The sequence below is a fragment of the Streptomyces cavernae genome, assembly GCF_004023625.1.
GTDB classification, from domain to species: domain Bacteria; phylum Actinomycetota; class Actinomycetes; order Streptomycetales; family Streptomycetaceae; genus Streptomyces; species Streptomyces cavernae.
This window is the reverse complement of sequence record NZ_ML137714.1, coordinates 26,110-48,403: the sequence shown is the minus strand read 5'-3', so window position 1 is coordinate 48,403 and position 22,294 is coordinate 26,110. Positions and strand designations below refer to the sequence as shown.

The window sequence follows — 22,294 nt, the reverse complement described above, 5'->3', positions numbered from 1 at the left end:
CCCCTTCGTTGCGGTTGCCGGAGTTGCGTCCACAGTGCTGCGAGGGGTGTGAGCGGCGAAAGTTCTCACCGCTCTCCTAAGTGGGCCCTTGCCGATCACTAGCCAGCCCTGGCGCAGGTCGGACTACCATCACCCCATGACCCGTGTACTGCTCGCCGAGGACGACGCGTCCATCTCGGAGCCCCTCGCTCGCGCCCTGCGCCGGGAGGGGTATGAGGTCGAGGTCCGCGAGGACGGCCCCACCGCGCTCGACGCGGGGCTGCAGGGCAGCGTCGACCTCGTCGTACTGGACCTGGGGCTGCCCGGGATGGACGGCCTCGAAGTGGCCCGTCGGCTGCGCGCCGAGGGGCATGCGGTGCCGATCCTCATCCTGACCGCCCGCGCCGACGAGGTGGACACCGTCGTCGGCCTGGACGCCGGCGCGGACGACTACGTCACCAAGCCCTTCCGCCTCGCCGAACTGCTCGCCCGCGTTCGGGCCCTGCTCCGGCGCGGCGCCACCGAGCCGCAGCAGCCGCCCGCCACCCACGGCGTGCGGATCGACGTCGAGTCGCACCGCGCCTGGATGGGCGACGAGGAACTCCAGCTCACGGCAAAGGAGTTCGACCTCCTAAGGGTTCTGGTGCGGGACGCGGGCCGGGTCGTCACCCGCGACCAGCTGATGCGCGAGGTCTGGGACACCACCTGGTGGTCCTCCACCAAGACCCTCGACATGCACATCTCCTGGCTCCGCAAGAAGCTGGGCGACGACGCCGCGAACCCGCGCTACATCGCCACCGTGCGAGGCGTGGGCTTCCGCTTCGAGAAGAGCTGAGGGTCGACGGACTCGGCACGCGCACGAGGCACACTGGTCCACGTACACCACTTGCCCGGAGGGCCCCGTGCGTCGCCGTCTCATCCAGTCCACGCTCGCCGTCGTGCTCGTGGTCATCGCCGTCTTCGGCATCTCCCTCGTCATCGTCGAGACCCGCACGATCAGCAACAGTGCCCAGGAGCGCGTGGAGTCCGAGGCGCTGCGGCTGGCCGGCATCGTGGACAGCCGACTGCTCGAGGACGAGCGGATCAGCGCCGACATACTGAGGGACCAGGTCGCCGACAGTCGCTACGCGCGCATCGAGATCCCCGGCCAGCGGCCCATCGAGATCGGTGACCGGCCCAGCGGCGACGTCATCCGGTTCGAGGCCGACGGGGAGGAGGGCGAGACGGTCCTCGTCGAGGAGTCGCGCTCCTCGGTCACCCGCGAAGTGGGCCGTACCCTCCTGATCATCGCCGCGGTCGCGCTGCTCGCCGTGATCGCCGCCGTCCTGCTCGCCGTACGGCAGGCCAACCGGCTCGCGTCCCCCCTCACGGACCTCGCGGAGACCGCGGAACGGCTCGGCTCCGGCGATCCCCGCCCACGCCACAGGCGCTACGGGGTCCCCGAGCTGGACCGGGTCGCCGATGTGCTGGACGGCAGCGCCGAGCGGATCGCCCGCATGCTCACCGCCGAGCGCCGACTGGCCGCGGACGCCTCCCACCAGCTGCGCACGCCCCTCACCGCGCTCTCCATGCGGTTGGAGGAGATCACCGTCACCGACGACCCGGAGACGGTGAAGGAGGAGGCGACCATCGCGCTGGCCCAGGTCGAGCGGCTCACGGACGTGGTGGAGCGGCTGCTGACCAATTCCCGCGACCCGCGCACCGGCTCCGCGGTCTCCTTCGACCTCGACGAGGTCATCAAACAACAGCTCGCCGAATGGCGCCCCGCCTACCGCAGCGCCGGCCGTGCCATCGTCAGCTCCGGCAAGCGGCATCTGCAGGCCGTGGGCACACCGGGCGCGGTCGCCCAGGTGCTGGCCGCACTGATCGAGAACTCCCTGATGCACGGTGGTGGGACGGTCGCGCTGCGTACCCGGGTCACCGGGAACCAGGCGGTCATCGAGGTCACCGACGAGGGGACTGGTGTGCCCGCCGAGCTGGGCGCCCGTATCTTCGAGCGCGCCATCAGCGGCCGCAACTCCACCGGGATCGGGCTCGCGGTCGCCCGGGACCTCGCGGAGGCGGACGGCGGCCGACTCGAGATGCTCCAGGCCAAGCCACCGGTCTTCGGCCTGTTCCTGTCACGCACGCCCATCAGAAAGAAATCCGCGGCGAAGGACGATCATTCGGACCGTACGGTGCGCTGAGGCCGCTCAGCGCCCTGCGGAAGGCCGCTCAGCGCCCTGCGGGGATTCCCTCAGCGTCATGCGGAAGCCCGCTCAGCGTCATGCGGAAGCCCGCTCAGCGCCCTGCGGAAGCCCCCTCAGCGCCCGGCGGAAGCTCGCTCAGCGCCCTGCGGTACTCCTGCCAATGCCGCGCGGAAGCCCGCCCGGCGGCTCAGCTGCGCACACGCTGCCGCTGCTGGCGCGGTGTGCGGGCCTCCTCGAGGAACGATTCGGCCCTGACGACGGTCTCCCGGGCCGGGAGCGCGCGGAAGACCCAGGTGCGGTACGACCAGAAGCGGAACAGTGTCGCGATGCCCATGCCGAGGAACTTCCAGACATTGCTCTGCAGCGGGCTGTCGAAGCCGAGGCCGTACGTGGCCACGTACAGGACGCCGTTCTCGATCACCAGGCCGATGGCGCTGAAGACCAGGAAGAGCGTCATCTCCTTGGTGCGGCTGCCGCGGTCGCGGTCACGGTAGGTGAAGTAACGGAAGCCGAGGTAGTTGAAGACGATGGCGACGACCGTGGCGATGACGCTGGCGCGGACCACCTGCAGGTCAGTGACGCTCCGTACCAGGTTGAACGCGAGGAAGTTGACGAGAACCCCCGCGCCGCCGACCGCGCCGAACTTGGCCACCTCGCGCATGAGCCGGTCCATCCGCTGCCGGACGGCGCTGGGGGGCCGCGCATGAAGCCCCGAGGAACCCCTGCTCATGGTCTGTCGGCCCCCGTCCGTTCGAATACGTCAGTGGGGCCATGCTAACCAGCGGTTCCCGGGTGCGCCGGTGGAGACAGCTCGGATGTGGCTCGCTTGTGACGAATTTTGAGCGGAAACCGCCCCGGAATTGCTGATTCCTGTGGGGTTCGCCGGAGGTTCTCCTCGACGGGGAGCATTTCGGCCCCTCCGGCGTGCGACGAGCGGGGTCCGGGGGCGGGGCAGGGAACCGGCCCCGACGGGGCCGATACCCTGGGTGCGTGACGTTCCCGGTAGTCGGCATGGTCGGCGGGGGCCAGCTCGCTCGTATGACCCACGAGGCGGGCATCCCGCTCGGCATCAGGTTCAAGCTCCTCAGTGACACCCCGCAGGATTCCGCGGCGCAGGTGGTCAGCGACGTCGTCATCGGCGACTACCGCGACCTCGGCACGCTGCGTGCCTTCGCGCAGGGCTGCGACGTGATCACCTTCGATCACGAACACGTACCCACCGAGCACCTACGGGCCCTGGAGGCGGACGGCATCCCCGTGCGTCCCGGCCCCGACGCGCTGGTGCACGCCCAGGACAAGGGCGTGATGCGCGCGAAGCTCGACGCGATCGGCGTGCCCTGCCCGCGGCACCGCATCGTGAGCGACCCGGCGGACGTCGCCGCGTTCGCCGCGGAGGGGGACGGCTTCCCGGTCGTCCTCAAGACCGTCCGCGGCGGCTACGACGGCAAGGGCGTGTGGGTCGTCGACTCGGCCGAGGAGGCCGCCGACCCCTTCCGCGCGGGCGTCCCGGTCCTCGCGGAGGAGAAGGTCGACTTCGTGCGCGAGCTCGCCGCGAACGTCGTCCGCTCCCCCCACGGGCAGGCGGTCGCCTACCCCGTCGTCGAGTCGCAGCAGGTCGGCGGCGTCTGCGACACGGTCATCGCCCCGGCGCCCGGCCTCGACGAGGAACTCGCCCTCAAGGCGGAGGCGCTGGCCCTCAACATCGCCAAGGAACTCGGCGTGGTCGGCCATCTCGCGGTCGAGCTGTTCCAGACCCGCGACGGACGCATCCTCGTCAACGAACTCGCCATGCGCCCCCACAACTCCGGCCACTGGACCCAGGACGGGGCGATCACCTCCCAGTTCGCCAACCACGTCCGCGCCGTCCTCGACCTCCCGCTCGGCGACCCGCGCCCGCGCGCGAAGTGGACGGTCATGGTCAACGTCCTCGGCGGCGACTACCCGGACATGTACTCCGCGTACCTGCACTGCATGGCCCGCGACCCACAACTCAAGATCCACATGTACGGCAAGGACGTGAAGCCCGGCCGCAAGGTCGGCCACGTCAACACCTACGGCGACGACCTCGACGACGTGCTGGACCGCGCCCGTCACGCTGCCGGCTATCTGAGAGGCACCATCACCGAATGACCACCGAAGTCGGCCCCCTGGTGGGCATCGTCATGGGCTCGGACTCCGACTGGCCCGTCATGGAGGCCGCGGCCAAGGCCCTGGACGAGTTCGAGATCCCGTACGAGGTGGACGTGGTCTCCGCGCACCGGATGCCGCACGAGATGATCGCGTACGGCGAGCAGGCCGCGGAGCGCGGACTGAAGGCGATCATCGCGGGCGCGGGCGGCGCGGCCCACCTGCCGGGCATGCTGGCCTCCGTCACCCCGCTGCCGGTCATCGGTGTGCCCGTCCCGCTGAAGCACCTGGACGGCATGGACAGTCTGCTCTCCATCGTGCAGATGCCGGCCGGCGTCCCGGTGGCGACGGTCTCGGTCGGCGGGGCCCGCAACGCCGGGCTGCTCGCCGCCCGGATGCTCGCCGCACACGACGAGGAACTCCTGGTGAGAATGCGGGAGTTCCAGCAGGACCTGGGTGACCAGGCCCGGGAGAAGGGCAAGCGGCTGCGGGCCAAGGTCGAGGGCGCCGCGGGCTCCGGCTTCGGCTTCGGCGCGGGGAGCTGACGCGGATGTCCCTCTCCGAGGCCCTGAACCTGCTGGCCGACTTCCCCATCGTCGACGGCCACAACGACCTGCCGTGGGCACTGCGCGAGCAGGTCCGCTACAACCTGGACGCGCGCGACATCGCCGCCGACCAGAGCGCCCACCTCCACACCGACCTGCGGCGGCTGCGCGCGGGCGGGGTCGGGGCGCAGTACTGGTCGGTGTACGTCCGCGCGGACCTGCCCGGCGCGCTCACCTCGACGCTCGAACAAATCGACTGCGTACGGCAGTTGATCGACCGTCACCCGAAGGATCTGCGGGCCGCGTCGACCGCGGCCGACATGGAGGCGGCTCGCTCGGAGGGCCGCATCGCCTCGCTGATGGGCGCGGAGGGCGGCCACTCCATCGAGAACTCCCTCGGCGCGCTGCGCGGGCTGTACGCGCTGGGCGTGCGCTACATGACCCTCACCCACAACGACAACATCCCGTGGGCGGACTCGGCGACGGACGAGCCGCGGGTGGGGGGGCTGACGGCCTTCGGCCACGAGGTGGTGCGAGAGATGAACCGCCTGGGCATGCTGGTGGACCTCTCCCATGTGGCGGCGACGACGATGCGCGCCGCGCTGGACACCTCCGTCGCGCCCGTGATCTTCTCCCACTCCTCGGCCCGCGCGGTCTGCGACCACCCGCGCAACATCCCCGACGACGTCCTGGAACGCCTCCCGGGCAACGGCGGCATCGCCATGGTCACCTTCGTGCCGAAGTTCGTGCTGCAGGAGGCGGTGGACTGGACGGCCGCGGCGGACGAGAACATGCGCGCGCACGGCTTCCACCACCTCGACACCACCGCGGACGCGATGAAGGTCCACCGCGCCTTCGAGGAGCAGCACCCGCGCCCGGTCGCCACGGTGTCGACGGTCGCCGACCACCTCGACCACATGCGTGAGGTCGCGGGCGTCGACCACATCGGCATCGGCGGCGACTACGACGGCACGGCCTTCACCCCCGACGGCCTCAGCGATGTCTCCGGCTACCCCAACCTGATCGCGGAACTCCTCACCCGCGGCTGGTCCACCACGGACCTCGCCAAGCTGACCTGGCAGAACGCGGTCCGGGTGCTGGGCGCGGCGGAGGACGTGGCCCGGGAACAGCAGGCGCTCCGGGGGCCGTCGAACGCGACGTTGGATCAACTGGACGGCTGACGGCCGACTGACCGGTACCGGAAAGTCGTACCAGTATGGTACGATCTTCCGGTACGTTCGCATGAGAGGTGACGGCAGATGACCATAAGCGCCAGTGAGGCACGCCGGGACCTGTTTCCCCTCATCAAGCGTGTTAATGACGATCACACGCCCATCCGGATCAGCTCCAAGGGTGGCGACGCCGTTCTGATGTCCGCGGACGACTACGAATCCTGGCAGGAGACCATCTACCTGCTGCGCTCCCCTGCCAATGCCCGGCGCCTGATGGAGGCCGTCGCCCGTGACAAGACTGGCGCCGCCGCGGTTCCGAAGACTCTGGAGGAACTGGAAGCGCTGGCGGGCGAGGAGTGAGGAGCGTCCATTTCGATCCAGACGGCTGGGAGGATTTCCTGTACTGGCTGGGCGCGGACCGGAAGATGGCCCGAAGGGTCACCCGGCTGATCGGCGAGATCCAGCGCGACCCGTTCGCCGGTATCGGTAAGCCAGAACCGCTTAAAGGTGATCTCTCCGGCTACTGGTCCCGTCGGATCGACGACGAGCACCGGCTGGTCTACCGAGCGGACGACAAAGAAGTGAAGATCCTCAAGGCCCGGTACCACTACCACGACTGAGCGAACCGGCGCCGTACTCCGGAACGCTCCGCCCCTCTGCCCGAAGTCGGACGGAGGGGCGGCTGTTCGTCGGACAGGCGCGACTTACGGCAGGTTGCGCGCCATCACGATCCGCTGCACTTGATTCGTGCCCTCGTAAATCTGGGTGATCTTGGCGTCACGCATCATGCGCTCCACCGGGTAGTCCCGCGTGTAGCCGTAGCCGCCGAGGAGCTGGACCGCGTCCGTGGTGACCTCCATCGCCACGTCCGAGGCGAAGCACTTGGCGGCGGCGCCCTGGAAGGTGAGGTCGCTGTCGCCGCGCTCGGACTTGGCGGCGGCCGCGTACGTGAGCTGCCGGGCGGCCTCTATCTTCATGGCCATGTCGGCGAGCATGAACTGGATGCCCTGGAAGTCGGCGATGGGCTTGCCGAACTGCTTGCGCTCCTGGACATAGCCCTTGGCGTAGTCGAGGGCGCCCTGGGCGATGCCGAGGGCCTGTGCGGCGATGGTGATGCGGGTGTGGTCCAGCGTCTTCATCGCCGTCGCGAAGCCCGTGCCCTCGTCGCCGATCATGCGGTCCGCGGGAATGCGGACGTTGTCGAGGTAGACCTCGCGGGTCGGGGAGCCCTTGATGCCGAGCTTCTTCTCCGGGGCGCCGAAGGAGACGCCCTCGTCCGACTTCTCGACGACGAAGGCGGAGATGCCCTTGGAGCGCTTGGTGGGATCGGTGACCGCCATCACCGTGTAGTACTCGGACACACCCGCGTTGGTGATCCAGCGCTTCACGCCGTTCAGGACGTAGTGGTCGCCGTCCCGGACCGCCTTCGTCTTCATGCCCGCCGCATCCGATCCGGCGTCCGGCTCGGAGAGGCAGTACGAGAACATCGCGTCGCCCTTCGCGAGCGGTGTCAGGTACTTCTTCTTCAGGTCCTCGGAACCGGAGAGGATCACGGGGAGCGAGCCGAGCTTGTTCACGGCGGGGATCAGGGAGGAGGACGCGCACGCCCGCGCCACCTCCTCGATGACTATGACGGTCGCCAGCGCGTCGGCGCCCGCGCCGCCGTAGCTCTCGGGTACGTGTACCGCGTGCAGGTCGGAGGCGACGAGCGCGTCGAGGGCTTCCTGCGGGAAGCGGGATTCCTCGTCCACCGCGGCGGCGAACGGGGCGATCTTCGCCTCCGCCAGCGAACGGATCGTGTCCCGGAGCATCTCGTGCTCTTCGGACGGACGGTACAGGTCGAAATCAGCCGATCCGGCCACGGTCTCTCACGCTCCAAGACGCTGTCACGTTGACGCTAACTACCGTTAAGTAACTCAGATTTTAGGGGCCCGTCGACCAGGCGGGTACGTGAGCTTGGTGACAGCGGGAAACGTGCCCCCCAAGAGCCCCGACTATGCTCGGGGCCGCACCCACGCCCGACTTTTCTGGAGCACCCATGGCCTTGAAGATCACGGTGATCGGAACCGGCTATCTCGGCGCCACCCACGCCGCCGCCATGGCCGCACTGGGCTTCGAGGTGCTCGCCCTCGATGTCGTCCCCGAGAAGATCGCGATGATGAAGCGGGGCGAGGCCCCGATGTATGAGCCGGGGCTCGAGGAGTTGCTGCGCAAGCACGTCGCAGGCATCGAGGGCTCCACCGGGCGGCTCCGCGTCACCATGGACTACGCCGAGGTGGGGGCCTTCGGCGACGTCCACTTCGTCTGCGTCAACACCCCGCAGCGGCACGGCGAGTACGCCTGCGACATGTCGTACGTCGACTCCGCCTTCGCCTCGCTCGCCCCGCACCTGAACGGTCCCGCCCTGGTCGTCGGCAAGTCGACGGTTCCAGTGGGCAGCGCGGAACGGCTGGCCACGCGGCTCGCCGAACTCGCTCCGGCGGCGGACCAGGTGGAGCTGGCCTGGAACCCGGAGTTCCTGCGCGAGGGCTTCGCCGTCCAGGACACCCTGCACCCCGACCGGATCGTCGCCGGCGTGCGCGGCGAGCGCGCGGAGAAGCTGCTGCGCGAGGTGTACGCCACGCCGATCGCGGAGGGCACTCCCTTCGTCGTCACCGACTTCCCGACCGCCGAGCTGGTGAAGACCTCCGCCAACTCCTTCCTCGCCACCAAGATCTCGTTCATCAACGCGATGGCGGAGGTGTGCGAGGCCGCCGGCGGCGACGTCGCCAAGCTGGCCGAGGCGATCGGCTACGACGACCGGATCGGCAAGAAGTTCCTGCGGGCCGGGATCGGCTTCGGCGGCGGCTGTCTGCCCAAGGACATCCGGGCCTTCATGGCACGCGCCGGCGAACTGGGCGCCGACCAGGCCCTGACCTTCCTCCGTGAGATCGACTCCATCAACATGCGGCAGCGCGGACAGATGGTGGAGCTGACCCGGCACGCGCTCGGCGGGGGTCCCTTCCTCGGCAAGCGCGTCGCGGTGCTCGGCGCGACGTTCAAGCCCGACTCCGACGACGTACGGGACTCCCCGGCGCTGAACGTCGCGGGGCAGATCCACCTCCAGGGCGGGCAGGTCACGGTCTACGACCCGAAGGGCATGACCAACGCGCGGCGGGTCTTCCCCACGCTCGGTTACGCGGACACCGCGCTGGACGCGGTGCGCGGTGCGGACGTGGTCCTGCACCTGACCGAGTGGCAGGAGTTCCGCGAGCTGGATCCCGCCCGGCTCGGTTCGGTGGTCTCGCGCCGTGTCCTGCTGGACGGGCGCAACGCCCTGGACGGTACGGTCTGGCGGGAGGCGGGCTGGACGTACCGCGCGATGGGCCGGCCGAACGCCTGAGCGCACTGCCGGGGCGCGCGCCCTGACTTTCCGCCCGCCGGTCTTTTTCGGCGCCGTGGCCTGTCCGCCTGCGGGGCTTCGGTGTCGTAGCCCGTCCGCGTGCGGGGCCTTTGTGGTTGTCGAGGCGCGTCCGCGTGCCGGCGGTTCGGCGCCGTGGCCTGTCCGTGTGCCGGTCTTTCGGCGACCTGACCTTCCGCCCGCCGGCCCGCGGCGCCCTAACCCTTCCGTGCCCGGTAAGCCCGCATCTTCGCCCGCGCCCCGCACACCTGCATGTCGCACCACCGACCCCGCCCCGCGGGACTCCGGTCGTAATACGCCCAGTGGCACTCCGGCAGCTCGCATGCCTTGAGGCGGAGCCAGGTGCCCGCCGCGAGCGCCTCCGCCACCGCCGCCGCCACACGGGAGCGCAGCGGGGCCGGGTCCGCGGGCGTCAGGCCCGCCGAGCCGTCCGCGGCGTCCACCGTCACCAGCAGCGGTGCCCGTGCCAGCAGTTCCCCGAGCGGCGTCACCTCCCGGTGCGGAGGATGCCCCGCGTGGGCGAGGCACGTCACCCGCAGTGCCTCGCGCAGCTCGCGTGTCTCCGCCAGCTCCTCCTCCGTCAGGCCGAACGCGGCCCGCCCCTCCGGCGTGTCCAGCCGGTCGGCGCCCGACGCCAGATCCAGCGTGTTCACCAGGGCTTCCACAAGCGCGAGCCCTCCGGGTGCGGGCGATCTGGCATTCATGGTTGCGACGTTACCTCCAATGCGGGACCATGCAGTAACCGTTACCTGTTACGGCCTTCTATGGGTAACGTCGGATCCGGAAACCAAGGGAGAAGCTCATGGCGCTCGCCACATTCGGAGTCGTCGTCCTGGACTGTCCCGACCCCGGCGCCCTCGCCGGGTTCTACGCCGAGGTGCTCGGCGGCACCGTCAAGGGCGAAGGCGACTGGGTCGACCTGGAGGTCCCCGGCGGCCCGTCGCTCGCCTTCCAGGCCGCCTCCGGCCACGTACCGCCGAGGTGGCCCGCCGCTGATGCCTCGCAGCAGTTCCATCTGGACCTCACCGTCGACGACCTCGACGCGGCCGAGCGGGGCGTGCTGGCCCTCGGCGCGAAACCCCTGGATGCCGGTGACCGTTCGCGTAGCTGGCGCGTTTACGCCGACCCGGCAGGGCACCCGTTCTGCCTGTGCGCCTGCTGACGATATGAAGGAGACATGGTGGAGCCCGTCGTACGCATGCATTCCGTCGTGCTCGACTGCCCCGACCCGAGTGCCCTCGCCGAGTTCTACGCGCGGCTGCTCGGTGGCACGGTCCGGGGCGAGGGGGAGTGGGTAGATCTGGACGTGCCCGGCAGCTACAAGATCGCCTTCCAGAAGGCGCCGGGATACGTGCCCCCGGCGTGGCCGCGGGCCGACGACTCCCAGCAGCTCCATCTCGACTTCGACGCCGGCAGCACCATCGAGGAGTTGGAGGCCGCCCAGGAGAAGGCCCTCGCGCTGGGCGCCCGACCGCTCGACCTGGACGACGACGGAGGCAAGCGGGACTTCCGGGTGTACGCGGACCCGGCCGGACACCCGTTCTGCCTTTGCAGGATCGACCCGTGATCGACCGGCGATCGACCGGCGAGAGACCGGTAGCGGTCCGGAGCACGGCGGACTCGGCCGCGCGGGGCACTCAGCCGTCTGTTTTCGGGGGACTCAGTCGTCCGGTCCACGGAGGTGCGCGACCGCCGACCGCGCAGACCGAGGGGCCCGCCGGTCGAACCGGCGGGCCCCTGTGTGGCGATCAGCTCCTGCTCAGCCCCGCGCGTCCCACGAGGTGTCAGTTCCCCGAGACAGTCACCTTCTCGTCGTTCCGCAGCTGCTCCACCAGCGTCTTCACCTTCGCCTTGTCCCAGACGAGGTTGCCGCCGGAGGAGCCCGAGATGGGCATGTTCATGGACTTGCCGTCGCCGCCGGTGACGCCCTTCATCGCCCAGAACATGGAGGCCAGGTTCCACAGGCTCATGTCCTTGTCGACGGTCAGGGTGTCCAGACCGGCGCCCATCACGGGGTAGAGCTTGAAGGGGTTTATGACCGTGGACGGGGTCGCGGTCTGGCCGGCCAGGGCCGCGAGGAACTTCTGCTGGTTCTTCGTACGGTCCAGGTCGCTGCCCGCGAAGGCGTAGCGGGTGCGGACGAAGGCCAGCGCCTGCTCGCCGTTCAGGGTCTGCTTGCCCGCCTGGAAGTCGGCGCCCGACTTGGAGTCCTTGAACGCCTTGGGGATGTCCATCTCGACACCGCCCACCGCGTCGACGATCTTCGCGAAGCCGGCGAAGCCGATCTCGGCGTAGTGGTCGATGCGCAGACCGGTGTTGAACTCGACGGTGCGCACGAGGAGTTCGGGGCCGTCCTCCGCGTATGCCGCGTTCAGCTTCACATGTCGGCCGGTGCCCTTGTACGTCTTGCCCGACTCGGAACCGACGAACGTCGGGATCTCCACGTCGGAGTCGCGCGGCAGCGAGATCAGCGTGTTGCCGTTGTCGCCGACGTGCAGGATCATCATCGAGTCGGTGCGCTTGCCCTTGGCCGAGCCGGTGCGCAGCTTCTTCTTCTCCTCGGCGGACATGCCCTCCCGGCTGTCCGAGCCGACGATCAGGTAGTTCGTTCCCTCGCCCTCGGACGGCCGGTCGATCACCTTCGACAGGTCGACCTCGCGCCGCAGCTTGGAATCGGCCCAGAAGTACGTGCTGACGGAGACCACGACCAGCAGCGTGACCAGGGTGATCGCGGTCAGCTTGATCCGCTTGCCCCAGTTCGGCGCGGGCCGGGGTTCGCGCATCGCCGCACCGGGTCCACCCCCGCCGTAGACCTGGCCGGTGTTGTAGCCGCTGTCGTACCCGTCCTGGGAGGAGCCGTACTGGTCGTACGAGTCGTCGTACGACTGCTGCGGTGGGACCCCACCGCGCGGCGGAGCGGAGTAGCCTCCGGGGCCGCCCTGTCCTCTGCCGCGCTGTACCTGCCGCATCACACGGGCGCCCTCAGGCTGTGCGCTCGCGCTACCGCGTCCGTATCGGCTGTTGTCGCCGGACCATCCCTCGGGCCAATCGCTCATGCGCCCCAGTGTGCAGTGCCCAGGTCGCGCCCATACAGAGTGGGCGGAAAATCACACCAGGGCTGTTGCAAGGCTGATGCAAAACACCCAATTCGTCCACCAGCATAAGGTCGACGCCATGACAGACCAGGCCCCCATACCGGAACCAGAAATTCCGGGCAAGCCGACCTCGGCGTCCCGGACCACGCTCAGCCACATCATGACCCACAACGACACGAACCTCCTGGGGACCGTGCATGGCGGCGTGATCATGAAGCTGGTGGACGAGGCGGCGGGCGCCTTGGCCGGCCGGCACTCCGGAGGTCCGGCCGTCACCGCTTCCATGGACGAGATGGCGTTCCTGGAGCCGGTTCGTGTCGGCGACCTCGTCCATGTGAAGGCCCAGGTCGACTGGACCGGCCGGACGTCCATCAACAACGTAGGGAGGACTGAGCGGAGCGCGGAGACGGGGGGCGTCCGTCCTAACAGGTCACCTGGTCCCCGGTGACCGGCTCGAAGCGGTTCTCCTCCTGTTCCTGCTCCGGTGTCCGGGCGCGTACCCGGGTGACCCCCTTGAAGTCCGCCCCGGCGATCACCCGCAGCACGGGGCCCTGGCCCGGAGCCTCGCGGAGCTCCGCTCCGGGGAGGGCCGCCGCCAGGGACCTGGCGGAGCGGTCCCAGCGCGGGTCGTAGGCGACGACCGTGCGCTTGACCTCGCGATCGACCGCGTTCCGGGGCCTGCCCGTCGTACGGAAGCCGACGCCGCGCAGCCCGCTGTCGACGCGCCTGCCCAGTCCCTCCGTGGTCGTGCCGTTCTCCACCCGCACCCGGATCCGCTCCGGCGCCACGTCCACCCGTACCACCCGGGCCCGCTGCTGCGGAGGTGTCAGCGGCCGGTCGTCGCGCAGGGCCCGGAACAGTTCCCGGGACTTCTCCCGGTCCCACTTCACCGTCCAGCCGATGCCCTTCACCGTGCGCCCGTCCGATGCGAGCGGCACGGTCGTGAACTCGGAGGAGGACGGCGAGAAGTCCCGCAGGGCGCGGCCCAGTTCCAGCATCTCGTCCATCCCGAACCCCTCGTCCGCCCGTACCGACCCGAGCACGGCCCGGCCCACCTCACGGAACGTGACCGGGTTCAGCAGCACTCCGGAGGAGGTCGCCCGCTCCACCAGCGCCGCCAGGAACCGCTGCTGACGCTGCATCCGGCTGAGGTCGCCCGCCGCGTCGACGTGCCGGGAGCGCACGTACTGCAGCGCCTGCCCGCCGTCGAGGTCGTGCGTACCGGCCGCGAGGTTCAAACCGGTGTGGGAGTCCTTCAGCGGCTGGGCGGTACAGATCTGCACCCCGCCGAGCACGTCCACCGTCTTCATGAAACTGGTGAAGTCCACCTCCAGATAGTGGTCGATCTTCACCCCGGTCATGTGCTCGATCGTCCGTACGGTCAGCTGCGGCCCTCCCTCCGCGTACGCCGCGTTCAGCTTCGTCCGGTGCCTGCCGTGGTCGCGGCCGGTGGTCCGGTTGGTGTGCGGGGGGATCTCCGCGTACGAGTCGCGCGGCAGGCTCACCACACTGGCGCGGTCCCGGCCCTCCGAGACGTGCACGATGATGATCGTGTCGGTGCAGTTGCAGGGAGCCCCGCCCAGCCGGTACTTGTGCCGCGCCTCGGACGTGACCCCGTCCCGGCCGTCGGTGCCGACGAGCAGGACGTTCATGCCGTGCCCTGCCCGCGGACGGTTCTTCATGTCCTTGAAGGGGTCGATACGGGCGATGTCCCCGTCGAGGCTGCTGACCACCACGTGCCCGATCCCGGACGAGGCCAGCACCACCACCGACAGCGTTGTCGCCAGTCGCGCGGCCCAGCGGCGGGCCCGAAGGCGCCGGGCGGGAGCCGGCGGTGCGCCGCGCGGGGGCACGAGCCTGGCGCGGCGCGGCGAGCGGGTCGGCGTGGGCACGGCAGCTACCTCCGCGGGGTGGGCAGGGGGTATGAGCACCGTAGGCCCATACGATCTCCTGACCGGGCCACGGAACCCGGCGGCGCGCAGCCGTGTCCCCCGTTCGCGGTAACGTGAGCCCCCTATGAACGCCAAGCCTGACGTCCAGCCCACCCCGGTCTCCGTGATCATGCCCGTCCTCAACGAGGAGCGGCATCTGCGGGGAGCCGTCGCCGCCATCCTCGCCCAGGAGTACCCCGGTGAGATGGAGGTCGTGATCGCGCTCGGTCCGTCCACGGACCGCACCGACGAGATCGCCGCGGAGCTCGTACGCGAGGACCCGCGGGTGCACACCGTGCCCAACCCCACGGGGCGCACCCCCGCCGCGCTGAACGCCGCGATCAAGGCGTCCCGGCACCCGATCGTCGTTCGCGTGGACGGCCACGGGATGCTCTCGCCGAACTACATCGCCACGGCGGTACGCCTCCTGGAGGAGACCGGCGCGCAGAACGTCGGCGGCATCATGCACGCCGAGGGCGAGAACGACTGGGAGCACGCGGTCGCCGCGGCGATGACGTCGAAGATCGGCGTGGGCAACGCGGTCTTCCACACGGGCGGCGCGGCCGGCCCCGCCGAGACGGTCTACCTGGGCGTTTTCCGCCGCGAGGCCCTGGAACAGCAGGGCGGCTACAACGAGGAGTTCATCCGCGCCCAGGACTGGGAGCTGAACTTCCGGATCCGGGAGGCGGGCGGACTGATCTGGTTCTCGCCCGAGCTGAAGGTGTCGTACCGCCCGCGGCCGAGCGTGAAGGCGCTGGCCAAGCAGTACAAGGACTACGGCCGCTGGCGGCACGTCGTCGCCCGCTACCACGAGGGCTCCATCAACCTGCGCTACCTCGCCCCGCCGACGGCGGTCTGTGCGATAGCGGCGGGCATCGTGGTGGGCGCGACCCTCACACCGTGGGCCTTGGTGATCCCCGGGGGCTACCTCGCGGCGATCACCGCGGGCTCGGTTCCGGCGGGCCGGGGTCTGCCGCTGAAGGCCCGGCTGCAGATTCCGGTGGCGCTCGCCACGATGCACATGTCCTGGGGCTTCGGCTTCCTGACGAGCCCTCGTTCGCTGGCCAAGCGGGTCATCTCCTCGCGGAGGCCGGCGGTGCTCGACACGAGCGGGGCCTGAGCAGGGCGGTGTTCGACACGAGCGGGGCCTGAGGGGTCCTTGCACTATGCCCGCCCGGGTCGCGCGGCCTGGCACCGCTCCCCCAAGCTCTCGGCTGCGCTCGAGCAGGGGGCACCCCCATCGCCGCGTTGCCGAAAAGCCCAGGTAGCTCCTCCCCCAAGCTTCGGCTCCGCTCGAGCAGGGGGCACCCCCATCCAGGGCTCTCCGGCGCCTTGCGATGCACGGCACCAGACCACGCGACCTCATCGGACGCTCATAGTGCAAGGACCCCTGAGCACGGCAAGGCCTCAACACAGCGGGGACTGAACCAAGGGCCCGCTCCCCCGGGGAGCGGGCCGTTGTGCGTGCGGTCGCCGCGGGACTGTGCTCAGAACCGGTACGGCGCGTACACGGGCATGCAGGCGTCCGTCTTCGCACCGTTGAGGGCGTCGCTGCCCGCGGGGACGTCCCCGGCCTTCGGAGTGGTCTGCTTCGGGTACGTGCTCCCCGAGCGCCAGTCCGCGCCCACGATCACCGTGACACCGGAGACCGCCGTCGTCTTCTCCACCGAACTCGTCGGAATCCCCAGTGCCTTGGCGACCGCCAGGGCGTCGCCCGCCAACTCGGCGCTCGGGTAACGGACGACCGTCTTCGCCTGCCCCGTCGCCGTGGTCCGATCGGCCGTCGCCCGGGCGAACCCCTTCCCGGTGAGCACCGCGGTGACCGCGTTCGCGCGTCCGTTGACCGCGCCCTGGCCCTCGGCACCCGTCGCGTTCTGCACCACCACGCCGATCTCGCCGTCCGCGGCGGCCAGGTCCTCGGACGTGCGCACCGCGGATGCGGTGGCCTTCTTCTTGCTCGCGTCACCGTTCTTGTCGAAGGGCACGTCGTCCCGGATCATCGCCCAGATCTTGTCGGCCCCCGCCGCCGGGATCAGGTGGTTCGCGTCGAGCGGGTCCTCGGCCGTCGGCATGGTGAGCATGGTGATCCGGTTGGTCGGCACCGTCTTGAGCTGCATGCCCAGGTCGTACAGCTTCTTGACCGAGCCGATCTCCTCGGAGACCTTGAGCGACTTCGTGGCCGCTTCGGCCAGCTTCATCAGCCGGCCGCTGTCGGTGAAGACGTTCTGCTCCCGCAGTGTGCGGATCATCGAGTTCATGTACATGTGCTGGGCCTTGGCGCGCTGGATGTCGCTGCCCCAGGCATGCCGGGTACGCAGCCACTGCAGCGCCTGCTTGCCCGTCACCTTCTTCTTGCCGGCCGTCAGCTTCAGACCGGAGCCGCCGGGCACCCTGGGCAGCGGACGGTCGTGCACGTTCTGCTGCACACAGACCTCGACGCCTCCCACGGCGTCCGCCATCCGCACCACGCCCGCGAAGTCGATCGTCATCCAGTGGTCGATGTAGACACCCTTGGTGAGGTTCTGCCAGGTGGCCAGGGTGCAGCCGGCGCCGCCGCGCTGCAGCGACGTGTTGATGATGTCGTTGGTCGCCTGATAGATGTCGCCGGTTTCCGGGTCCGTGCACTTCGGTATGTCCACCCGGGTGTCGCGCGGAATGCTCACGACGGCGGCGCTCTTGCGGTCCGCGGACAGGTGGATCAGCATCTGGACGTCGCCCAGTGGCTTCGACCCGACACTCTGCTTGCTGCCGCCGAGCTTCAGGTTCTCCGCCGAGTTACGGCTGTCCGAGCCGATGAGCAGGATGTTCAGCGGCGTCTGGCCGGCCGCGTTGGGCGCGGCCTTCTCGGCCTTGGAGGCGCCGCTGCTGCGCTGGCCCTTGCGGATGTTGCCGTTCAGGTGCTGGTAGTAGAGATAGCCGGCGCCGGCCGTACCGAGTACCACGATCGCGACGGCCGTGGCCGACCAGCGGAGTATCCGGTGTTTACGGCGGCGCCGAGGTCTGCCATGACGGCTGTTGCCGTCACCACTCCCTTCCGGCTCCGCTCCCGCGTGCGAACCCCCGTGCCCTCCCCGTTCAGCGGCGTGCTGGACGCCTGGTCGCGTCCCGTCCCCACGCACACTGCTCCGCACCATCCCTGCCTCCCCACCCCTGCGCCTCAAACGAAGGAATCCGTCGTACGTCAGTTAGACGCACGACGGACCCCTTGGGTTACTTGGCGCACACAGCCTTGTCTGCCGTGGCCTTCTCGATGCCCTCCGGCGCTGTCGTCGGAGCGGACAGAGAGACCCCGGCCCCCTGGTAGTCCTCCCCCAGCGTCAGGATCATCGCGGGCAGCCCCTGAGCGCTCTGCTCACTCTGGCCCGGCTTCAGCGCCGACGCGGGCAGCCCCATGATGTCGGCGAGCTTGCGCGCCTGCGGGGCCTGATCGGGAGAGTACTCCAGAGTTGTCTTCGCCAGCGTTTCGTCCGCGTTGCCGAGCTGACTGGACTTTGTCACGCCCTGTTCGATCTGCAGGAAGTTGAGAGTCTCCTGTGCGGATCCGCCGGGGGCACCGCCGTTGTAGATGTTCACCCGGACGTCGGAGGCGGCGGAGCGGGAGCCCTTGAGGCGGGCGGCGACCGCGGCCTTCTCCTTCTTCTTCTGCTGCTGCTTGACCTCGGTCAGCGACACGTCGCCCTTGATGGTGGAGAACAGCTGCTGGGCCTGGGGCTCCTGCAGGACCACCGTGACCTTGACCTTCTCGGCGGGGTTGTCGGCGACGGGCACCGTGGTGAACGACAGGTTCTTGGTGTCGAGCTTGCCCAGTTCCATGGCCAGGGCGCGGAGCTTGTTGATGGAGCTGATCTTGGAGTCGACGGTCAGCGCCTTGGTGCCCGCCTCCGCCAGATCCAGCAGCTTCGTCGGGCTGGTGAGGGTGTCGTTGGACTTCAGCTTGCGCATCAACGCGGCGAGGAACTGCTGCTGGACCTTGATGCGGTCCAGGTCGCCGCTGTTGCCGAAGCTCTTCCGGGTGCGGACGAAGGCCAGCGCGGTCTCGCCCTCGATCTTGCGGTTGCCCGCCTTCAGATTGAGCTTGGACTGCGGGTCGTTGACGTCCTTGGCCAGACAGACCGTGACACCGTCCACCGCCGTCGTCAGCGTCTTCACAGCGTTGAAGTCGGCCACCATGAAGTGGTCCATCTTCAGGCCGGTGAGTTCGGTGACCGTCCGCATGGTGCAACTCGGCGTCCGGCCCTTCTGGCCGAGGCTGTTGTTGAACCGTGTGCGTTCCCCTGTGATCACCTTCTGCGAGCCGTCCTCCTGTGTGGTGGGACAGTCCGGGATGTCGGTGATCAGGTCGCGGGGGATGCTCAGCACCGTCGCGTTGGAGCGGTCCTTGGAGACGTGCAGCACGAGCGTCGTGTCCGCGTGGCCGGGGCTGCCGCTGTCGCCGTAGCCCGCGTTGCCCGCTCCCGTGCGCTTGTCCGTGCCGATCAGCAGGATGTTGATGGCACGGTCCTTGCTGAAGCCGCCCGTTCCGGCGCCGTCGTCCGAGACGGACGTGATGTTGCCGTTCAGGTGCCGGTAGTAGAGATAGCCCGCGCCACTCACCCCGACCAGCACGAACGCCATGGCGCCGCCCGTCCACAGCAGCACCTTCTTGCCCTTGGACTTCTCGGGCCTGACCTTGCGGCGGCTCGGCGGTTCCTCGAGGGGGCGACGGCGGCGCGGCCCGGGCACCGCGCCCGGGTCGATGTGCGGGGGAACGGTTGTCCCCACCGACCTGTTGACGGTGGCGGTTCTCCGGGGCCTCGGTACGGTCGACTGCGGTGCGGAGGGCTGCAGTCGCAGTTCGTAGTCGCCGGTATTCGGGTTCAGTACCCACTGGTCTGCGGGGTCGATATCGTCCGCCCGCCCACGGCCTAGCGCGTCCACGGTTGTCTGAGTCCTCCGTCGGGGCCACGCGGCGCCTTCGCCCCCATCGAAGACGCTCGGTCAGTCGGTCAAGCAGTGCTCGACCCTAGGCATAAGCCTGGCGGCCCGAGTCACCGGATCGCTCACACTATCCGCCCACTTCGACGTCAAGCAGCCACGGTGACAAATTGCACGTCCCTACAACTGGGCAATTCCCCCTATTTTTAAGTAGGGACTTCCTTCCGCTTGGCAATCGCTTTACCCGCAGCCGTCCTCCGCGGCGGTGTTTCCGCGGAACGTGGGCACCGGATCAGGAGGTGGCGAGGCGGATCGGGAGGACTGCGCGGTGTCGGTCGCGGTTCCCGCCGGCCGCTCGGTGCGTTCCGCCGGGCTGCCGTCCGGTGTTGTGTGCGAACCATCACCCGAGGTCCGACTCCCTTGTCCGGAGGGCTCGTTGGAGGGCGCGGTGGACCCGGTGTCCGATCCGTCCTTGGCCACCGCCACCGGTTCGTCCAGTCTCAGCCGGGTGAACAACCGCTGCGCGTCGGGTTCCACGAGTTGGTCGCGGTTGGGGTCGTGGACGTACGCGCGCCGGGGAACGGTCAGGAACTGCACCCGTTCCATGGGAATGTGGCGCACACCCCGCACAAGTTGGTAGAGACCGCGCAGGCTCGCCAGATCCGGGTCCGTGGTGAGCGAAGATGTGGCGGCGTCGAGGAGTGGGTAGAGCTTGGTCGGATTGAGCAGAACGTCGTTGCTGTGCACCTTGTTGACGAGCGCGGCGAGGAAGCGCTGCTGGCGGTCGATGCGGCCGGTGTCGCTGCCGTTGCCGAGGCTCTTGCGGGCGCGTACGTAGCCGAGGGCCTGCTCGCCGTTGAGGGTGTGCTTGCCGGCGGCGAGCGTCAGCTTGGCGGCGGGGTCGTTCATCGGCTCCGTCAGACACACCTCGACGCCGTCCACTGCGTCGACCATCTCCTTGAAGCCGCGGAAGTCGACGACGATGTGGTGATCCACCCGAATGTCCGTGAGCTTCTCGACCGTTCGGATCGTGCACGCCGAACCTCCCACCTGGAAGGCGGAGTTGAACATCGCGAACCTCGGCGCCGTGCGGGTCCCGTCCGGTCTGCGGCAGCTGGGCACGTTCACCATCAGGTCCCGGGGTATCGACACGGCGGTGGCGCTCTTCCGGTCCGCCGCGAGGTGCAGCAGGATCGTCGTGTCGGAGCGCTCGGTACCCGAGTCCCGGCCGTAGGCGCTGTTGCCGTCCCCCGAGCGCGAGTCGGAACCGATCAGCAGGATGTTCTGCGCGTCACGCACGAGCGCGGTGGGACGCTCCTTCTCGTACCGGGCAAGCTCGTCGGCGGCGTCATTGTCCGCGGTGATGTTGGAGTCCAGCTTCTCGTACACGACCCACCCCGCCCCCACGGCCCCCACGAGCAGGACGGCAACCCCCACACCCCCCCGGCGCACCCAGCGCCGCCGCCTCCGCCGCACACCCGCCCCCAGGGGGCTGGCCCCCGCCCCGGGCCCGAGCATCCCTGCCGGAACCACACCTCTGCGTCTGCTCACCGCTGTAACCACCCCCTCCACGCCATAGGAGCCGGACCTCCTACGACGATGCCTCCACCGAGCCCCCGGAGGCGGCCGGGGATGAGCCGAACGGGTGACGCCCAGGCATGTCCCCGACGGGGCGGTCCGGGCCGGCGGGACGGCGGTCCTGGCGGGCGCCCCGCATCCGGGCCGTCGCGTGCGGACTGCCGGGCGCCGGGGTTTCCCTGGACGGAGAATGGCGAGCCCGCTCAGGGGCGCGGGGAACTGCGCGCCAAGCCTCAGTGCTCCCGCAGCCGCGCACGGCGGCCGGCCCGGCAGACGCGACCGCGCACGGCGGCCGGCCCGGCTGGGCGGGCGGTGGTGGAGCGGTGGGTCGTGGTTTGCGGGGTGGCGTTCCTTGGTTCGGGGGCACGGGGAACTGCGCGCCAAGCCCCAGTGCTCCCGCAGCCGCGCACGGCGGCCGACCCGGCAGACGCGACCGGCACGGCGGCCGGCCGGGCAGACGCGACCGCGCACGGCGGCCGGCCCGGCAGACGCGACCGCGCCCACCACATACCGGCGGCAGCCACCGAGCGCCAACCTCAGCGAGCCGTAGCCGAAACCCGCTCACTCTCGATCCGCTTCGCCAGCCCTTCCTCGCCCAGCCGGTCAAGATGCCGACACAGCACCACGGAGCCCCCGGCTGCCAGCGGCGCGTACAGCCCGGCGCCGAGCCCTTCCCAGGTGTCGTACGGCAAAGCCGACAGCAGACGTGAGCCCGGTCCGGTGAGCCCGAGGACCGGCGCGTCCGCCCGGGCCCGCTCGACCACCTCGGCCCCCGTGTACTCCGCCCCGGCGACGACCAGTGCAGGCGCCTCCGGGTCCACGGGCACGTACGGCGTGAAGCGGTCCCCCTGGGTGGGCACCTCGACGGCGTAGTCGGCGTACCCGGCGGGCGGCGTCGGGAAGCGGCGGCCCAGTGGCGCCAGCGACAGCGCGATCCGCTCGCCGGAGCAGGCGAGCCCCGCGTCGAGGGCGTCCGGCCCGGCGACCACGTGGTCCGCGCGGGCCGCGTCCCCGCCGACGTCCGCGATCACACCCACCGACGAGCACGCGATCAGCCACACCGCCGTCTGCCAGTGCGCGGGCAGCAGCAGCGCGACCCGCTCACCCGGCTCGGCGGACAGTCCGTCCTGGAGCAGGTTCGCGGTCTTGGCCACCCAATTGGCGAAGGTGGCCACGGACAGTTCGACGCGTTCGCCGGTGGCGTCGTCGTAGAAGGTCACCAGAGGGCGCGCCGGATCCACGGCGAGCGCGGATCGCAGCAGGTCGGCAGGGGTGCGGTCGTTGGGGTTCACGCGCGCAAGCGTACGCGGGGGCGCAGTCGTGGCGCGCTGCCGACCACACGCCGGCCCGACGGCGGGGGCCAC

At 69.8% G+C, this 22,294-nt stretch carries 20 protein-coding genes and 1 pseudogene; 12 read left to right on the top strand and 9 right to left on the bottom strand.

What is annotated here, in order from left to right:
- The first annotated feature begins 136 nt into the window (after positions 1 to 136).
- Together EF387_RS08190 and EF387_RS08185 are read left to right on the top strand one after the other, a co-directional pair.
- On the top strand, positions 137 to 814 hold the full coding sequence (locus tag EF387_RS08190) for a response regulator transcription factor (RefSeq protein WP_128375841.1): 678 nt from the start codon (positions 137 to 139) through the stop codon (positions 812 to 814).
- A gap of 67 nt (positions 815 to 881) precedes the next feature.
- Complete coding sequence (locus EF387_RS08185) at positions 882 to 2,165, top strand: ATP-binding protein (RefSeq protein ID WP_128375840.1); 1,284 nt, start codon at positions 882 to 884, stop codon at positions 2,163 to 2,165.
- Between the two features lie 190 nt (positions 2,166 to 2,355).
- On the opposite strand, the gene EF387_RS08180 is transcribed toward EF387_RS08185, so the two are convergent.
- Positions 2,356 to 2,898, bottom strand: a complete 543-nt coding sequence (locus EF387_RS08180; protein ID WP_128375839.1) for a GtrA family protein — start codon at positions 2,896 to 2,898, stop codon at positions 2,356 to 2,358.
- A 260-nt stretch (positions 2,899 to 3,158) separates the two neighbouring features.
- Between EF387_RS08180 and EF387_RS08175 the strand changes: the two genes are divergently transcribed.
- The 5 genes from EF387_RS08175 to EF387_RS08155 all read left to right on the top strand — a co-directional run bounded on the left by EF387_RS08175 (position 3,159) and on the right by EF387_RS08155 (position 6,632).
- On the top strand, positions 3,159 to 4,298 hold the full coding sequence (locus EF387_RS08175) for a 5-(carboxyamino)imidazole ribonucleotide synthase (protein ID WP_128375838.1): 1,140 nt from the start codon (positions 3,159 to 3,161) through the stop codon (positions 4,296 to 4,298).
- Complete coding sequence (purE, locus tag EF387_RS08170) at positions 4,295 to 4,840, top strand: 5-(carboxyamino)imidazole ribonucleotide mutase (RefSeq protein ID WP_128375837.1); 546 nt, start codon at positions 4,295 to 4,297, stop codon at positions 4,838 to 4,840. The genes EF387_RS08175 and purE overlap by 4 nt, the downstream gene beginning before the upstream one ends.
- 5 nt (positions 4,841 to 4,845) lie before the next feature.
- Positions 4,846 to 6,021 (top strand): dipeptidase, encoded by a 1,176-nt coding sequence (locus tag EF387_RS08165; protein WP_128375836.1) that lies wholly within the window; start codon positions 4,846 to 4,848, stop codon positions 6,019 to 6,021.
- A gap of 78 nt (positions 6,022 to 6,099) precedes the next feature.
- Entirely contained in the window at positions 6,100 to 6,372 is a 273-nt protein-coding gene (locus EF387_RS08160) for a type II toxin-antitoxin system Phd/YefM family antitoxin (RefSeq protein ID WP_128375835.1), read from the top strand.
- A complete protein-coding gene (locus tag EF387_RS08155) occupies positions 6,369 to 6,632 on the top strand; it encodes a Txe/YoeB family addiction module toxin (protein WP_128375834.1) in 264 nt (87 codons plus the stop codon). The genes EF387_RS08160 and EF387_RS08155 overlap by 4 nt, the downstream gene beginning before the upstream one ends.
- 84 nt (positions 6,633 to 6,716) lie before the next feature.
- Here EF387_RS08155 and EF387_RS08150 read toward each other — a convergent pair whose 3' ends face one another.
- Positions 6,717 to 7,874, bottom strand: coding sequence for an acyl-CoA dehydrogenase (locus tag EF387_RS08150; protein WP_128375833.1), 1,158 nt, complete (start codon positions 7,872 to 7,874; stop codon positions 6,717 to 6,719).
- A gap of 176 nt (positions 7,875 to 8,050) precedes the next feature.
- Between EF387_RS08150 and EF387_RS08145 the strand changes: the two genes are divergently transcribed.
- Positions 8,051 to 9,394 carry a UDP-glucose dehydrogenase family protein gene (locus EF387_RS08145; RefSeq protein ID WP_128375832.1) on the top strand — a complete coding sequence of 448 codons (1,344 nt, stop codon included), beginning with the start codon at positions 8,051 to 8,053 and terminating at the stop codon, positions 9,392 to 9,394.
- Positions 9,395 to 9,609: 215 nt separating this feature from the next.
- Here the strand turns inward: EF387_RS08145 and EF387_RS08140 are convergent, their stop codons facing one another.
- The gene (locus tag EF387_RS08140) at positions 9,610 to 10,116 is read right to left on the bottom strand and encodes a CGNR zinc finger domain-containing protein (protein WP_128375831.1); all 507 of its coding nucleotides are present in this window, start codon (positions 10,114 to 10,116) and stop codon (positions 9,610 to 9,612) included.
- A gap of 98 nt (positions 10,117 to 10,214) precedes the next feature.
- Between EF387_RS08140 and EF387_RS08135 the strand changes: the two genes are divergently transcribed.
- Complete coding sequence (locus EF387_RS08135; RefSeq protein ID WP_128375830.1) at positions 10,215 to 10,574, top strand: VOC family protein; 360 nt, start codon at positions 10,215 to 10,217, stop codon at positions 10,572 to 10,574.
- Between the two features lie 15 nt (positions 10,575 to 10,589).
- Complete coding sequence (locus EF387_RS08130) at positions 10,590 to 10,979, top strand: VOC family protein (RefSeq protein ID WP_128375829.1); 390 nt, start codon at positions 10,590 to 10,592, stop codon at positions 10,977 to 10,979.
- Positions 10,980 to 11,196: 217 nt separating this feature from the next.
- Here the strand turns inward: EF387_RS08130 and EF387_RS08125 are convergent, their stop codons facing one another.
- Positions 11,197 to 12,468, bottom strand: coding sequence for an LCP family protein (locus EF387_RS08125; protein ID WP_128375828.1), 1,272 nt, complete (start codon positions 12,466 to 12,468; stop codon positions 11,197 to 11,199).
- A 118-nt stretch (positions 12,469 to 12,586) separates the two neighbouring features.
- Here EF387_RS08125 and EF387_RS08120 point away from each other — a divergent pair.
- Positions 12,587 to 12,880: pseudogene (locus tag EF387_RS08120) on the top strand (acyl-CoA thioesterase); the annotation flags it as partial.
- Positions 12,881 to 12,929: 49 nt separating this feature from the next.
- Here EF387_RS08120 and EF387_RS08115 read toward each other — a convergent pair.
- Positions 12,930 to 14,399: an LCP family protein gene (locus EF387_RS08115; RefSeq protein ID WP_238431395.1), complete on the bottom strand. Its 1,470-nt coding sequence runs from the start codon at positions 14,397 to 14,399 to the stop codon at positions 12,930 to 12,932.
- A 124-nt stretch (positions 14,400 to 14,523) separates the two neighbouring features.
- Between EF387_RS08115 and EF387_RS08110 the strand changes: the two genes are divergently transcribed.
- Complete coding sequence (locus EF387_RS08110; RefSeq protein WP_128375826.1) at positions 14,524 to 15,558, top strand: glycosyltransferase family 2 protein; 1,035 nt, start codon at positions 14,524 to 14,526, stop codon at positions 15,556 to 15,558.
- A 367-nt stretch (positions 15,559 to 15,925) separates the two neighbouring features.
- On the opposite strand, the gene EF387_RS08105 is transcribed toward EF387_RS08110, so the two are convergent.
- The 4 genes from EF387_RS08105 to EF387_RS08090 form a co-directional block, all read right to left on the bottom strand.
- Positions 15,926 to 17,572, bottom strand: coding sequence for an LCP family protein (locus tag EF387_RS08105; protein WP_128375825.1), 1,647 nt, complete (start codon positions 17,570 to 17,572; stop codon positions 15,926 to 15,928).
- 76 nt (positions 17,573 to 17,648) lie between these two features.
- Positions 17,649 to 19,355: an LCP family protein gene (locus tag EF387_RS08100; RefSeq protein ID WP_128375824.1), complete on the bottom strand. Its 1,707-nt coding sequence runs from the start codon at positions 19,353 to 19,355 to the stop codon at positions 17,649 to 17,651.
- A gap of 237 nt (positions 19,356 to 19,592) precedes the next feature.
- Positions 19,593 to 20,870 (bottom strand): LCP family protein, encoded by a 1,278-nt coding sequence (locus tag EF387_RS08095; protein WP_128375942.1) that lies wholly within the window; start codon positions 20,868 to 20,870, stop codon positions 19,593 to 19,595.
- A 596-nt stretch (positions 20,871 to 21,466) separates the two neighbouring features.
- Positions 21,467 to 22,222, bottom strand: a complete 756-nt coding sequence (locus tag EF387_RS08090; RefSeq protein ID WP_128375823.1) for a TIGR03089 family protein — start codon at positions 22,220 to 22,222, stop codon at positions 21,467 to 21,469.
- Positions 22,223 to 22,294: the final 72 nt, after the last annotated feature.